Genomic DNA, 13813 nt, shown 5'->3' with positions numbered 1-13813 from the left:
GCGCGGCGGAATCCCGGCCCTCTCGCCGGAGGGCCGGCGCCTCGGGCGAGACGCCGGCGGGGCGAGCAGTCCTCCTCCCCCCGGCTGTCCACCGTACGGCTTTCGTGTGCCGTGACAATGCGTGAAACCTCGGTCCTCAGTGAGCGTGCGGCCCCGCAACGTGCTGTGGCCTGCCGCCTGGGACCAGAGTCAAGGCGACGAGGGCACCGAGGGCGGCACTGACGGCGCACACCGTGAAGGCCGTTCCGAAGCCGGTGATCGTGCCGGTCTCGATACCGCCGGCCGCGACGGTGGAGACGACGGCGACGCCGACCGACCCGCCGACCTCGTGGAAGGTGTTGACCACGCCGGATGCGAGGCCGGCCTCCTGATGGGAGATGTAGCCGAGTGCGGAGGTGGTGGCCGCGACGAACACGGCGCCGAGGCCGACGGCAGCCACGGCGAGACCGGGGACCAGGACCGCCCAGACGTCGGCCCCCGCGGACAGGCCGGTGAGCAGCCAGGAGCCGACGGCTGCAAGCGCCAACCCCGCGGCGGCGATCGGACGGCTGCCTATGCGCCCGATGAGACGACTGCCGACGTGCGCACCGATTCCGGTGGCCATCGCGACGGGCAGGAACATGAGGCCGGTGCCGAGGGGGGTGTAACCGCGGGCGTGCTGAAGGTAGACGGAACCGAGAAAGAAGAAGCCGATCAGCAGCGCGCTGGCGACCAGCATGAGGAAGGCACCCGCGAGGACGGGACGCCGGGAGAGCATGCGAACGTCCATAAGCGGCGCACGAACCCGCCCTTCCACGATGCCGAACCCGGCGTACAGCGCCAGGGCGGCGATCAGTGCCACGAGCGTCGCCGTCCCGCCCCAGCCGGCGTCGCCCGCTTTGACCAGTCCGTAGATGAGGGAGGCGGTCGCCCCGGTGACCAGCAGCGCCCCGAGCAGATCGATCCGACCCCGCTGAGCCTGGCGTGCCGGGGCCGGGACGGTGAACGGCAGGGCGACCAGCACCACGACGCCGACAGGGACGTTGATGAAGAACACCCATTCCCAGCCGGGGCCGGCCGTGATCGCGCCGCCCAGGATGACTCCCGCCGCCGATCCGATACCGCCCAGAGCGGCCCAGACGCCCAGCGCTTTGTTGCGCTCAGCGCCGTGGAAGGTGGTGGTGACGATGGACAACGCCGCCGGGGAGAGCAGGGCCGCTCCGACTCCCTGCGCCACACGACCGGCGATGAGCACGGATCCGCTCGGGGCCAGGCCCGTTCCAAGCGACGCGAGGGTGAAGACGGCGAGACCGGCCAACAGGGTCCGTCGCGCGCCGAGCCCGTCCGCGAGCCGGCCGCCCAGCAGCATCAGCCCTCCCAAGCAGAGGGTGTAGGCGGTGACCACCCATGTGAGCGTTTCGCGGTCCAAGTGAAGGTCGGCGCTCATGCTGGGCAGCGCGACGTTCACGACGGTGACGTCGAGGATCAGCATGAACTGGGCCAGGCACACCAACGCGAGGGCCGTCCAGCGGCGCCGGTCAGGTGGGGTCTCGGGATGTGCCTGCACGGCATGCGCATGGTGAGCGGAGACGGGATGGCTCATGAGAGACCTCCGGAAGGGGATGTGAAGGCTGCGCGACGAACCCAAACGCAGCGAATGATTCGAGCAGTTATGTACGGGTCAACGGGGCTCGATCACGAGGGCTGGCAGGGCAACCATGGCGACTCCCGGCTCGATCGGCCGGCGTGCGCGTGACGTCCGGCGCGAACCTGGCCGTCGGCGGGGTTGCGCGAGCCGTCAATCGCGAGCAGCGCGACCCGGAGCAGTTGCCCGACGAGCGTGTGACCACTCCGGCGAGCGCACTACGCCCGGCCTTTCACGCGATTGGGAAAGAGGCGGCGACCAGGCATACAGCGATCAGCATCGGGCTCAGGACCTGAAAACTGCGTGTGAGCCCGTGCACCTGGCCGTACGCACGGATCCCGGCGCGTCTCGGGCCGGGTGCGGGATCACCCCGAGCAGGAACGGTGGGCCTCCGGTCCACCCGATCACAGCCGCGAGCCGGCTCAGTGAGCGGACCACTTCGCGATCCCGCTTGCCCTGCGGTGTCTGCGTAACTGCCACGATCCCGCCCCCTCGTGAAAGTTGTACGATGCAACTCTTGAGAGAGAGTAGCGAGCAGAGTTGTATGTTGCAACTATGGAGGATCTGTGCAGCAGGAACCGACACCTGACGGCCTTGAAGCGCTCCTGATGGAGCTCGTCATCGAGATGGGCCTTCAGCGGGGCGACGCACTGGTGCCGGATCTGGCGATGACTCTCTCCGAAGGACTGGCCCTCCTCGAGATCTGGCACACCGGCCCGGTGCCGCAGCAGCACATCGCCGACCGTCTACGCCTGGAGAAGAGCAGCGTCAGCCGCCTTATCGCGGGGCTGGAGCGCAAGGGCTGGCTCGTCCGGGAACGCGATCAGGCCAACCGTCGCTACTACCGCCTCATGCTGAGTGAGGCCGGTCGTGTGGTCGTGGCACGAATGTCAACGCACCTGCACGAGCGTCACGGCCAGGTTCTCACGAGGCTTACGGGCGCCGAACGCTCCGCTCTGGCCGTGGCGCTGCCCGCTCTCACCCGTGCTCTGCGTGAGACCACCGCCGCAGCGGCCACCTGAGGAGATCGCCGGCCGTCGATGGTCACGATGCCGGGCAGGGGCGGACAGGCGCCACCCCCGGTGATCAGGCCTGGACGTAGCCGAGGTTGGTCATCATCCCGACCTCGGCGTGATAAACGTTGTGGCAGTGGATCATCCACAAGCCGAGGTTGTCGGCGTCGAAGTCCGCCTCGACAGTGCTGTTCGGCAGCACGATGGCGGCGTCCTTGCGGATCCCGCCGGCGGTCAGGGCGAAGGTGTGGCCGTGCGGGTGCATGGGATGCCACATCAAGGACCGGTTGACGAACCGCAGCCGGACCCGTTCCCCGGCGCGGACGGGGAGGACGCGCTCGCGCGGCGGCCTGACCAGCAAGGTTCGCCTGTCCGCCGACCGGTGCTGCCGCCCGCTGTCGTTCGTCGTGACGCCGGGTCAGGCCTCCGACAGCCCGCAGTTTCGGGCTGTCCTGGCCGGCATCAAGGTCCGGGCGCGCATCGGCCGCCCGCGTACCCGCCCTGATGCGGTGGTCGCCGATAAGGCGTACTCCTCCCGCACCAACCGCTGCTACCTGTGCCGGCGCCGCATCCGGGCGGTGATTCCCGAGAAGGCCGACCAGGCGGCCAACCGCAAGAAACGAGGGTCGCGCGGTGGCCGCCCGGTCAGCCATGACCGGGGCCTGTACAAGGAACGCAACACAGCCGAGCGCTGCATCAATCGGATCAAGGAGTGGCGGGGCCTGGCCTTCCGCTTCGACAAGACCCCCGAGAGCTATCTCGCCGGCCTCTACTTACGAGGTGCCATCTTGTGGATCCGTAGCCTTCAGCCCGCCTGAAGATCCGAACACCGTACAGGCCCTAGTGGTGCCGAGTCAGTCGTCGCACCCGCAACCATCGCAGCTGCAATCGGCACATTGACAGCTACCGGACTGACAGCTTCCGGCGCCGTGTACGGTCACGGCACTGGCGGGACTGGCGTAGGTGAGGGCGCCCAGGCAGACAGCACTGCCGGCCAGAGCGGTGCCGGCCGCGACGCCGGCGATGATGTTACGGAGTACAAGCATCTCATCGTCTCCCTGATGGATTACCGAGAATTAGATGCGTATGGAAATGCCACTCGTAGACTTGAAGTGACCACTCCAGACGAATCATTGATTACCTCTCCAAAAGCCCACAAACGGACATTCCGGCTCTTTAGTAATCAATTAAATCTACTATCACCCCTAGTAGAAGCGTCCTGCGGCATCTGGCACTGGAACAACCCATCTGTCCCGATTTGTTGATCGGTTAGCCCCGGGTCGAGGAGGTGATCGGCTAGTTCAAGCGGTATCGACACCAACGTTGGGCTGCCGTGAATCGAGACTGTTTGACGTCCCGATCGGTATCGCCTCTACGGCGGCTTGTAGCTGGCTCGGGTTGCTTTTCGAAGGAGAGGAACCGTCGCCAGGCATAAGGGGCCCTACTATCACAGATAGAAGGTATCGACCCTGGAGGACATAATGGCGGCCCGGGGACCAGCAGCGGCGCTTCTCCGCGCGATGCTGCCGATGATCCTCTGACAGGCGTGGCCGCCATACACGCGCTCGGGCATGAGCACGATGACCCCGGCGCGATGTCGATGTCAGCGGCCATGACAACGCATACGGCCGACATTGGGCTTGCTACTTCGCATCACAGCTCCTCCGGCAGCGACTCGTCCACGCACGACGCCGGCTCCCACTCGCCGTTCGATCCGAGCACGGCGTGTCTTGTGATCCTGTCGGCTCTGGGCCTGGCCTTGGGACTGCCGCTGTTCCTGACTGCGTTCACCGCCGGGACCTACTGGGTCCACCCGCATTCCGGGCCGCAGCTCGATGGCGGTCTCTACGCGCCGTTGATCGTCGAGTTAGGTCGGCCTTCGCTGGCGTCACCTGCGGTACCCGCCGCTGGTGACGCCCCTTTTCCCCCTCGACGACCTACGCGGCTGACGCCGGCGCGACCATGTCGGGAATCTGCCAGCACGGCCGCTGGTCGGAGAAGTCCCCGGTGGTGATGCAGTACATCCGCCACCGCGACAAGTGGAAGAACAACCCGATGCTGCGTGTGGGACTATGACAGGGGCGACGACCGTGCAGGGTGACAGGCCGCCGCGACCTGGTCCGTGCTGCTCACATCTCTCGGCACGACCAGTTGGCTCGGGACATCGCCGACCTGTCCAGGTTCGTCCATGCGCACCGGCATGCGGTGTGACAACCTTTGGCAGGTTGGCTTATGCCCGCCGCTGAAATGGTTCCGGAAAATAGGCTTGGGTGAAGTGACTGCCCAACTGTGTCAAACACTGGTGCAGGGCCGGTCTCACACCGGGCACGTCCAGGCCGAGCAGCGGGAACGCTCTGAGCAAGGCCTGGGCAGGAGACGAGGGTCAGGTGAGGCCGGAGACGATCCGCGCTGTGGCTTCGGCGATCAGTGAGTCCTTGGGCGGTGTGTGGTATCCGGGCCGGTCGGACATGATGGCCATTACGAGCGGGGCGGCGTGCGGCGGCCACACGATGGCTATGTCGTTGGCCCTGCCGTAGTCGCCGGTTCCGGTCTTGTCGGCCACCGTCCATCCCTTGGGGAGCCCGGCCCGTACGCGTTTAGCTCCGGTGGTGTTGCGTACGAGCCAGTCCTTGAGCAGGGCGCGTTTGCCGGCGCTCAGCGCCTCACCGAGCACGAGCTTCTGGTAGTCGGCGGCGATCGCCCGGGGAGTGGTGGTATCGCGCGGGTCCCGTGGGCGGTCCCTGTTCAGCTCGGGCTCGTAGTTGTCCATGCGGCTGACGGTGTCGCCGAGCCTGCGCAGGTAGGCGGTCAACCGCGCCGGACCGCCGATGTCGCGCATCAGCAGGTTGCCGGCCGTGCCGTCGCTGTATCGGATGGCGGCGTCGCACAGTTGCCTGATGGTCATTCCGGTCGCGATGTGATCCTTGGTGATCGGCGAGATGGAGTTGACGTCGGCTCCGGTGTAAGTGACGCGCTTGCCCAGGTGACTGACGGGGTTTTGGTGCAGGACCGCCGCCGCGGCGAGCGCCTTGAAAGTGGAGCAGAACGCGAAACGCTCGTCGGCGCGGTAGGCCAAACTGGCGCCGGTACCGGTTTCCAGGACGTACACGCCCAGCCGGGCGCCGTGCTTGCGTTCGAGTGCCGCGAACTGCGATCTGTCTGGGAAGCCCACCGCACGGCGCTCCGGTGCCGGGGAACCGGGTGAGCGGCGATCCGGTGCCAGCGATGGCCCGGACGCTGAGCCATCATCTGCGTCGCACCCCGCCAGCGGCAAGAGCGCCGCGGCCATCAGTAAAGCGCGGCGGGACCGGCCGGGCGGCTCAACGGGCATCGGTAGTACCTCCTTTCACTTGCCGGGGCTCTAGGCAATCACGACATCATGGCGGTCAAACCCGCCTCGTGCGAATCACCGACCGGGAAAACTCCGGCCGCGGCGACCGCGCTTTCGAACTCGCCGAGGTGGCCGGACACACCTCCCGCCGGGTCTGGGCCTTTCGGTCGGCGGGTCTTTAGCCACTGATGTTGCCCCGGTCTTGTGGACACCTAAGTGCTAGGGACGATGTGTCCCGGAGGAGTTCACAAGTGCCGATGTCACGTCCGCCGTACCCGCCGGAGTTCCGGCGGCAGGACTGCCGCCTTCAGGCAACGCGCTCGACCGGTAGAGACCGGGCGGGCGACGAGGGTGCTCCACCCGGTGGGTTCGCCGCCGGCATCCTCAGGGTCCCATCCCTGGTGCAGGCCCACGTACAGGAACTTGACTTGCCGGTCGTCCCGGTAGAGCACGCTGCGTCGGCCGCGCCGAGAAGGTCAAGGACATGCTCGGCGAGTTGGTGGATCGCCGGTGAGTTCCTGCGCTTGTGGTCGATCAGGATGGGCCGGTTCTCCATGGCAGGGCTCCTTCGGCCGGGAGTTGCCGTCGTGACCATCATGGGAAGACGCCGACATCCCGAGCGTGCTCCGGTCGGGCCGTGGTTACCGAGGCCGCGCACCGAGGCCGGTGGCGTCGTACGCCTGCACCTCGATCATCACGGCGGCCGGCTCGAACAGCGGTGGCCAGCCCGGGCCGGGCCACCAACACGCTCGAGCGCCACGGCCTGTATGACAGCATCTCGATCGAGGTGGTGTTCCCCTGGTGGTCGCGGACTCCAGCCGTACCACGCAGTGCAGCTCGTCCTCGTGCGCGGGAGGACGACGCATCTCGATGACGCTTGAGACTCAGGACCGCGACCTTTACAGCGTAGATTAACTATCACCGAATCCCGCCAAAACGGACAGTTCCATGGATGACGAGGAAGCTCATTTGAACACTGCGGACAGGCGCACCGTCGTTGACCGTGGATCCGCTGGTCGGGCCCGACATTAAGTGGCACGGGTCGGACCGGATCGGCACGTTCTGCTTCACGGTCAAACGACGGTCAGACATCAGAAGAGCCTGATCACTTTAGAAGTGATCAGCCCTCTGACCTGCTACGACAGTGTCGGGACGGCGGGATTTGAACCCACGACCCCTTGACCCCCAAGTAGGTGATCCCGTGGGTGCGGCGGTAGGTGGCCGGCAGCCGGTCCGGCCCTGCTTGGCCCATCCGGACCCGTGGGCAGGGCGGATGCCCAACGGGCCGAACTCATCGAAGGCGAAGGTCCGCTCCGGGCGCTGGGTGAGGGCGTACTCGATGCGGTCCAGCTTGGCGTCGACGTCGGGGTCAGGGGAGTCCTTCCAGGTCTTGGTGCGCTGGAAGGTGACCTCATGCCGGGCCAGCAGAGCACGTAATGCCTCCCGGCCGAGCCGGAGGGCCCGGCCGACAGCGGTTGCGCCGGCAGGAGCGATCAACGAGGCCGATCGCGAGGTCGTGATGAGCCAGCCGAATGAAATGAAAGAACGCGTTCCGCGACGCGGAGAACGGATGCGTCCGCGATCGGAGGAGAGGAAGATGACGGTGACCCTTGGTCGAATTGCCGGGCTGTCGCGGGCGCCGCCCCGCAGACCGGCGTCACGAGTACGCCGCGACGTACTGGGTCTTCAGTCAGTCGAGAAGTCCTTCGGTCCTTGTGTGGCCCGGTGGCGAACCGAGCAGGACGTCGAGCATGCTCAGGGGAGCTTTAGGTGGTCGAAGTAGGGCGCTGGCGGGCGGTTCCGCGATAGTGCAGGATGACTAGCATCCGTCACCTTTCCTATACGATCCGAGTCGTCGTTAGCATGCAGCAGCGTTGCGACCGATGTCAACAGGTTCGCGAAGACGCTAGAAGGGACCTCACGTCACGACGGACGACGAAGCGACGATCGCGCGGGGCCGTGAGGCCAGGACGGGCGGAACGCGCCGGGAAGATCCCACGGCCGGCTTGCCGACGAGGTGTACGACACGCTGCTTGGACAGCTGGAGGACTTCCCGAAACTCGGCTATTACGTATGTTGATGTGACGGTCGGTGACTTGCAGGTTGTTGGGGCCGTCGGGTGTGTCGGGGCCGGAAGCGGCCGAAGCGCTCGCTCGCCTGCACACGCACGTGCACCTGTTCCGGCTTCTCCACGACACCCAGGTCACTCACCTGGCCATGGCCGAGCACGAAGAGGTGCTGGCCGCGATCGCCGCGCGTGACCCCGCCGCCGCCTACGCCATGCGCCGGCACATCCTGCTGTCCGGCGAGCGGTTCCGCCGATTGTTCGACGAAGTCAAGGGCTCGGACGGAATGACGGTAAAGGCTTGACGGGCGGGCTGGGCCGAGGAATGCTGACGCAGTCGGATCGGATCGGATTGGATCCGTCTCACCCGCCCCAGATGCGAGGAGAAGTAGGTGCCCAGAGCGCTGCTCCTTACCGGCGACGCCGCCGAGGAGCTCGACACCATGTATCCCTACTATCGCGTGCAGGAGGGCGGCTGGGACGTCGACGTCTCGTCACGGACGATGCGTGACGTTCAGCTGGTCATCCACGAGTTCGACCCCAACTCCGACGCGTACGTGGAGAAGAACGGCCGAAAGCTGCCGGTCGACGTGCCCTGGGCCGAAGTCGACGTCGAGCGCTATGACGCCCTCATCATTCCCGGGGGACGTGCCCCCGAGTGGATCCGGGTCGACGCCGACGTCAGGCGCATCACCGAGCACTTCTTCGCGCGCAACCTCCCGATCGCGCTCGTGTGCCACGGCGCGCAGGTGCCGGCTGTGTACGGGCTGCTGAAGGGCCGTAAGACGGCGTGCTTCCCCCCCATCACCGGTGACATGGAGAACGCGGGCGCGACGGTCATCGACGCTCCCGACGTCGTGGACGGAAACCTTGTCTCCTGCCGCGGCTGGCCTGACATGCCGCAGTTCGGCCGGGTGATGATGGAGGTCTTCTCGAAGTCCGTCAACTCCGCGTCCGCATGAGCACACCTGGCCTGTCCCGGTGACGGCGCTTCGGACCGTCACGGTCGACGGCTCCCCCGTTCAGGTCATGGAGAGCGGCACCGGGCCCGCGGTGCTGATGCTGCACGGCTCCGGACCCGGTACGACCGGATCCGGAGCCTGGGCGGCGACCGCACAGGCGCTGGCGACCGGCGCATGATGCAGGCGGTGGCGCAGGTCGGCCAATGGCTCGGGCTCGGCGGCTCGATCGCGGCCAACCTGTTCAACCCGCGACTGATCGTCATCGGGGGCTACTTCGCCTCACCGGCCGAGTGGCTGCTGCCCCACGCGCAGGATCAGCTGCAGCGGCTCGTGGTGGCAGCCCCCGCCGCCCAGTGCCGATTCGTCGCCTCCACGCTCGGCTTCGGCGCCGCTTCCCGCGGCGCCGCGAGCATGGTGGTCAACCGGATCATCGACGACCCGACAACGATCATGGATTCACTACCCCGGCCGACAGCCTACTGACGGCCCCCACAGACCTGGAGGCGGCACCTCTCCAGCAACCCCCCGTATCCGCAACCAACGCAACAAGCGGCAACAAGCGCGGCGGCGCGCGCCTTGCCTGACGTCCCCCCAGTCAGGAAAGGGTTTCCCATGTCACCACGTCATCGAACGTGGGCCAGGCTGCTCGACGCAGCCCTGCCAGAAAACGGACGACGCCCGAGACGTCGCACCGCGACCACGATGGCCTTAGCCCTCATCGCCCCTTTCATCACGCTCCTCGCGACGCCGGTGAGCGCCGAGGCCCCCACGGCGGCTGAGCCCGCTTTCAAGGTCGCTGCAGCGGCGCTGCCGCAGCCGTCCGCGCCTGCCGCCAAGGCCGCACCACCAGACGCCCGCTTCAAGGTGCTCGTGGTGCGCAGCACCCAGGACGCGGTGTCGTCGGCCGGCCTTGCCGCGATCCGGGATGCGGCCAGAACCGGTCATTTCACGGTCGTGGCGCCCGGGCCCGCTGACGTGGGCGACCATTTCACGGAGAAGAAGCTGGCGCAGTACCGCGCGGTCGTGTTCTTGGACACGGGTCACGCGAGCCCGCTCACGGACACGCAACGCGCGAACTTCGAGAGCTACTTCCGCGACGGCGGCGGCTTCGTCGGCGTCGGCTCGGCGGTCGAGACCGACGAGTCCTGGTCGTTCCTGACTGACCTCCTGGGGACGCGTGCGTCCGGCAGGACCGACGTGCAATCGGGTGACGTGAAGGTCGCCGACCGTGTCCACGACGCGACCAAGGATCTGCCGCAGATCTGGTCGCGGACCGACAACTGGTACAACTTCACGAAGAACGTCCGCGGTGTGTCACACGTCCTCGACACCGTCGTCGAGGACCCTTTCGGGCCGCAGCCGCAGGGCGCCAACCTCGACGGGATCGCCGGGGGCACGATGGGCGCCGATCACCCGGTCTCGTGGTGTAAGGACTTCCAGGGCGGCCGCTCGTTCTACACCGGCCTGGGCAACACGGCCGCGAGCTTCGACGCCGGCCTCACCAAGCACCTCAAGGGCGCGATCGGCTGGGCCGCGGGCCAGGCCGACCCGGTCTACAGCGATTGCGGCGCGACCGTGCTGGCCAACTACCAGCAGACGAAGATCGGCTCGCCGCCGAACCTGCAGGAGCCGATCGGCTTCGACCAGCTGCCGGACGGCCGCGTTCTGCAGACGGACCGCCTCGGCTCGCTGCGCATGCACGACCCGACCACGGGCGTCACCACGGTCGTCGCCAACTTCGCCGATCCGAGCCTGCCGATGACGCAGCAGATCTACTCCGCGGGCGAGGACGGGCTCTATGGCCCGGCGGTCGACGCCAACTTCGCGACCAACAAGTGGGTCTACCTCTACTACTCGCCGAAGGAGGTCACCGACGTCAAGCTGAGCGACGGATCGGTCGTCACCCAGATCACGCCGAACACCACCCCGCCGGACGTGGCGGCGTCCAAGACCGCGTGGGATCCGTACGTGGGCTATTTCCAGCTCAGCCGCTTCAAGTTCGTCGACGCCACCGACAGCACGCCGGCGCACCTCGACATGGGCTCCGAGCAGCAGATCATGCGCGTGCCGGTCAACCGCCAGGAGTGCTGCCACGTCGGGGGTGACATCGACTTCGACAAGCACGGCAACCTCTGGATGGTCACCGGCGATGACACGCCCGCGGGCGGCATCAACGCCGGCGGCTACGGGCCGTACAACTCGCAGAAGACCGACGAGCAGCAGACCGTGCGCGTCACCAACGCGACGGGCGGCACGTTCACGCTGACCTTCGAGGGCCAGACGACGGAGCCGATCGCGTGGAACGCGGATCGCAATGCGATCGACGCGGCGCTCGAGGCGCTCTCGAACATCGAGACGGATGAGATCCAGACCAGCGGCGGCCCGGTCAACACGTCGAACGTCAACGTGTTCTTCCGCCGCGGCAAGCAGCAGTCCGATCAGCCGCAGATCACCGCCGACGGCGCCGGCCTGACCGGCACCGCCACGCCGGCGATCGCCACCAACACGACGCAGGCGGGCGGCTGGTATCAGCGGCTCACCGGTGACTCGCGCCGCAGCGCGCTGAACACCAACGACCTGCGCGGCAAGGTGCTGCGGATCAAGGTCAAGGACGGCGGCATCTCCGCCGCCGACGCCAACAAGGCCGACTTCGGCTCCGGCACGGGCGCCTACTCGATCCCGTCGGGCAACCTGTTCCCGCTGGTCGCGGGCGCGCCGCAAGCCAAGACGCGGCCGGAGGTCTACGCGATGGGTTTCCGCAACCCGTTCCGGATCCAGGTCGACGAGAACGACGTGGCCTACATCGGCGACTACTCGCCCGACGCCCAGACACCGCAGCGCTCGCACGGCCCGTCGGGCACCGGCCGCTACGAGATCGTGCGCAAGCCGTCCAACTACGGCTGGCCGACGTGCTACAAGCGCGACCTCGCGCACTACCAGTGGAACTTCCACGAGTTCGCGCCCGGCACCACCACCGCGGGCACGCCGCTGAACAACCCGCCTCAGAAGTTCGACTGCGACGGGCCGACGCAGCGCAACGACTCGCTGTGGAACATTGAGGGCGGTCCGACGGTCGAGCCGGGCCTGAGGGACGTCCCGCCGGTCACCGACCCGGACATCTGGTACTCCTACCGCGACAACAACCCGAGCGCGCCGCTCGGCACCCCGTGCGAGGCCTACTACGCGCCGACCCCGGGCCCGATCGCGCCCGGCTCGACGACCGAATGCCCGCGGCTGTTCCCCGAGCTCTACACCGGCGGCGTCGGTCCGCACGGGGTCACGAAGTACCACTACGACCCGGAGAACCCGAACCCTCACAAGTTCCCGCCGTACTACGACGACTCGGTGATCATCAGCGAGTGGACGCAGGACACGCTGCGCGAGGTCAAGCTCGACAAGCAGAACAACCACGTCCAGAAGATCAACAACTTCCTGGATTGCGGCAGCCGTGCGAACGCCGGGGCAGGCAGGTTCCGGTTCGAGTGCGACAACCCGATGGACTTGCAGTTCGGTTCTGACGGCGCGTTCTACCTGCTGACCTACGGCAACGGGTTCAACGTCATCAGCCCCGACGCGGGCATGTACAAGTGGGAGTACGTCAAGGGCAAGCGCGCGCCGAAGGCCGTGCTCACCACGGACCGCACCGACGGCTCAACGCCGCTGACCGTGAACTTCTCCAGCGCCGGCTCGCTGGATGAGGATCCCGGCGACTCGATCCGCTACGAGTGGAACTTCGGCGACGGCTCGGCGATCGAGACCGACCCGAACCCGACACACACCTACACGCAGTCCGGCCGCTACACGGCCGTGCTGACCGTGCTCGACTCGTCCGGCAAGCAAACCCCGACCAGCACCGTGATCACCGTGGGCAACACGAGCCCGACGGTGGTCGTCAATACGCCGGTGGAGGGCGGGACGTTCGCGTTCGGCGACGACATCCCGTTCTCGGTCACGGTCACCGACCCCGAGGACGGGACGGTGAATTGCTCCGAGGTGCAGGTGACGTTCGTGCTCGGCCACGACGCGCACGGCCACGCCGAGGAGTCCGTCAACGGCTGCTCGGGCGTGCTCCACACGGTCGCCGACGACGTCTCACACGGCGGCAACGTCTCCGGCGTGGTCCAGGCGCGCTACACCGACCACGGCGGTCCGGGCGGCATCCCACCGCTGACCACGACCGGCCAGCACCAGATCCGCCAGAAGCACCAGGAGGTGGAGTTCGTCGTCAACCAGTCCGGCACCAACACGGCGACCAACACCGACGGCGGCGCCGGCGTGCACCGCGGCAGCCTGGGCTCGGGCGACTGGCTCCAGCTCAACGGCCCATTCAACCTGACCAACATCGATTCGATCACGTTCCGCGTGGCGGACGCGGCGACCGGCCGCACGCCCGGGTCGCCGCTGGCAGCAATCGAGGTCCGTCAGGACTCGATCACCGGGCCGATCCTGACGACGGCCAACCTCATGTCCACCGGCGGGACGGGAACCTGGACAAGCCAGACGTTCCCAGTCTCGATGTCCGGGACGCATGAGCTGTTCCTGGTGTTCCGCTCGGTCACGGGTGGCGCCACGGGCGGCAACCTGTTCAACCTCAACTGGGCCGAGTTCGTCGGCACGGGCATCGGCACCTAGCGAACCCGCCCGTGCCGACGAACCCGAGTTCGTCGGCACGGGCATCGGCGCCTAGCGAACCCGTCCGTATAGCGGTAAGAGAGAAGACACTCATGCGAAGAAGATTTCGCGCATCGGCAGTGGCCGCCTGTGTGACGGCGGCCGCACTCATCCCCGCGGCACCGTCGTGGGCAGAGGAAACGACAC

10 protein-coding genes and 2 pseudogenes are annotated in these 13813 nt (G+C 67.2%); 7 read left to right on the top strand and 5 right to left on the bottom strand.

Annotated features, from left to right (window positions below; translation table 11 throughout):
* Positions 1-136 precede the first annotated feature (136 nt).
* Positions 137-1546 carry an MFS transporter gene (locus ACIBK1_RS34715; RefSeq protein ID WP_396739940.1) on the bottom strand — a complete coding sequence of 470 codons (1410 nt, stop codon included), beginning with the start codon at positions 1544-1546 and terminating at the stop codon, positions 137-139.
* 644 nt (positions 1547-2190) lie between these two features.
* On the opposite strand from ACIBK1_RS34715, the gene ACIBK1_RS34710 reads away from it, so the two are divergent.
* Positions 2191-2646 carry a MarR family winged helix-turn-helix transcriptional regulator gene (locus ACIBK1_RS34710; RefSeq protein ID WP_051762880.1) on the top strand — a complete coding sequence of 152 codons (456 nt, stop codon included), beginning with the start codon at positions 2191-2193 and terminating at the stop codon, positions 2644-2646.
* 64 nt (positions 2647-2710) lie between these two features.
* On the opposite strand, the gene ACIBK1_RS34705 is transcribed toward ACIBK1_RS34710, so the two are convergent.
* Complete coding sequence (locus ACIBK1_RS34705) at positions 2711-2998, bottom strand: multicopper oxidase domain-containing protein (RefSeq protein ID WP_030512469.1); 288 nt, start codon at positions 2996-2998, stop codon at positions 2711-2713.
* Between ACIBK1_RS34705 and ACIBK1_RS34700 the strand changes: the two are divergent.
* Positions 2973-3455 (top strand): annotated as a pseudogene (locus ACIBK1_RS34700) (IS5 family transposase); the annotation flags it as partial. The gene ACIBK1_RS34705 and the pseudogene ACIBK1_RS34700 sit on opposite strands and share 26 nt — an antisense overlap.
* 835 nt (positions 3456-4290) lie before the next feature.
* Here the strand turns inward: ACIBK1_RS34700 and ACIBK1_RS34695 are convergent.
* The 3 genes and pseudogenes from ACIBK1_RS34695 to ACIBK1_RS34685 all read right to left on the bottom strand — a co-directional run.
* Positions 4291-4428 carry a hypothetical protein gene (locus ACIBK1_RS34695; RefSeq protein WP_396739938.1) on the bottom strand — a complete coding sequence of 46 codons (138 nt, stop codon included), beginning with the start codon at positions 4426-4428 and terminating at the stop codon, positions 4291-4293.
* Positions 4429-5020: 592 nt separating this feature from the next.
* Positions 5021-5968, bottom strand: coding sequence for a class A beta-lactamase (gene bla, locus ACIBK1_RS34690; protein WP_396739936.1), 948 nt, complete (start codon positions 5966-5968; stop codon positions 5021-5023).
* A 1189-nt stretch (positions 5969-7157) separates the two neighbouring features.
* Positions 7158-7435, bottom strand: a pseudogene (locus ACIBK1_RS34685) (IS630 family transposase); the annotation flags it as partial.
* A 654-nt stretch (positions 7436-8089) separates the two neighbouring features.
* On the opposite strand from ACIBK1_RS34685, the gene ACIBK1_RS34680 reads away from it, so the two are divergent.
* The 5 genes from ACIBK1_RS34680 (at position 8090) to ACIBK1_RS34660 (ending at position 13627) form a co-directional block, all read left to right on the top strand.
* Positions 8090-8338 carry an FCD domain-containing protein gene (locus ACIBK1_RS34680; RefSeq protein ID WP_396739934.1) on the top strand — a complete coding sequence of 83 codons (249 nt, stop codon included), beginning with the start codon at positions 8090-8092 and terminating at the stop codon, positions 8336-8338.
* An 87-nt stretch (positions 8339-8425) separates the two neighbouring features.
* On the top strand, positions 8426-8995 hold the full coding sequence (locus ACIBK1_RS34675) for a DJ-1/PfpI family protein (RefSeq protein WP_139572575.1): 570 nt from the start codon (positions 8426-8428) through the stop codon (positions 8993-8995).
* Positions 8996-9014: 19 nt separating this feature from the next.
* Positions 9015-9173 (top strand): DUF868 family protein, encoded by a 159-nt coding sequence (locus tag ACIBK1_RS34670; RefSeq protein WP_231513978.1) that lies wholly within the window; start codon positions 9015-9017, stop codon positions 9171-9173.
* Between the two features lie 8 nt (positions 9174-9181).
* Positions 9182-9478, top strand: a complete 297-nt coding sequence (locus ACIBK1_RS34665) for an ROK family protein (protein WP_396739932.1) — start codon at positions 9182-9184, stop codon at positions 9476-9478.
* A 219-nt stretch (positions 9479-9697) separates the two neighbouring features.
* Positions 9698-13627, top strand: coding sequence for a ThuA domain-containing protein (locus ACIBK1_RS34660; RefSeq protein ID WP_396739930.1), 3930 nt, complete (start codon positions 9698-9700; stop codon positions 13625-13627).
* The last annotated feature ends 186 nt before the right edge of the window (positions 13628-13813 follow it).

Origin of the sequence: Microbispora rosea, from assembly GCF_044460045.1 — a bacterium.
Taxonomy (GTDB): domain Bacteria; phylum Actinomycetota; class Actinomycetes; order Streptosporangiales; family Streptosporangiaceae; genus Microbispora; species Microbispora rosea.
This window is presented reverse-complemented; position numbering and strand designations above follow the sequence as displayed.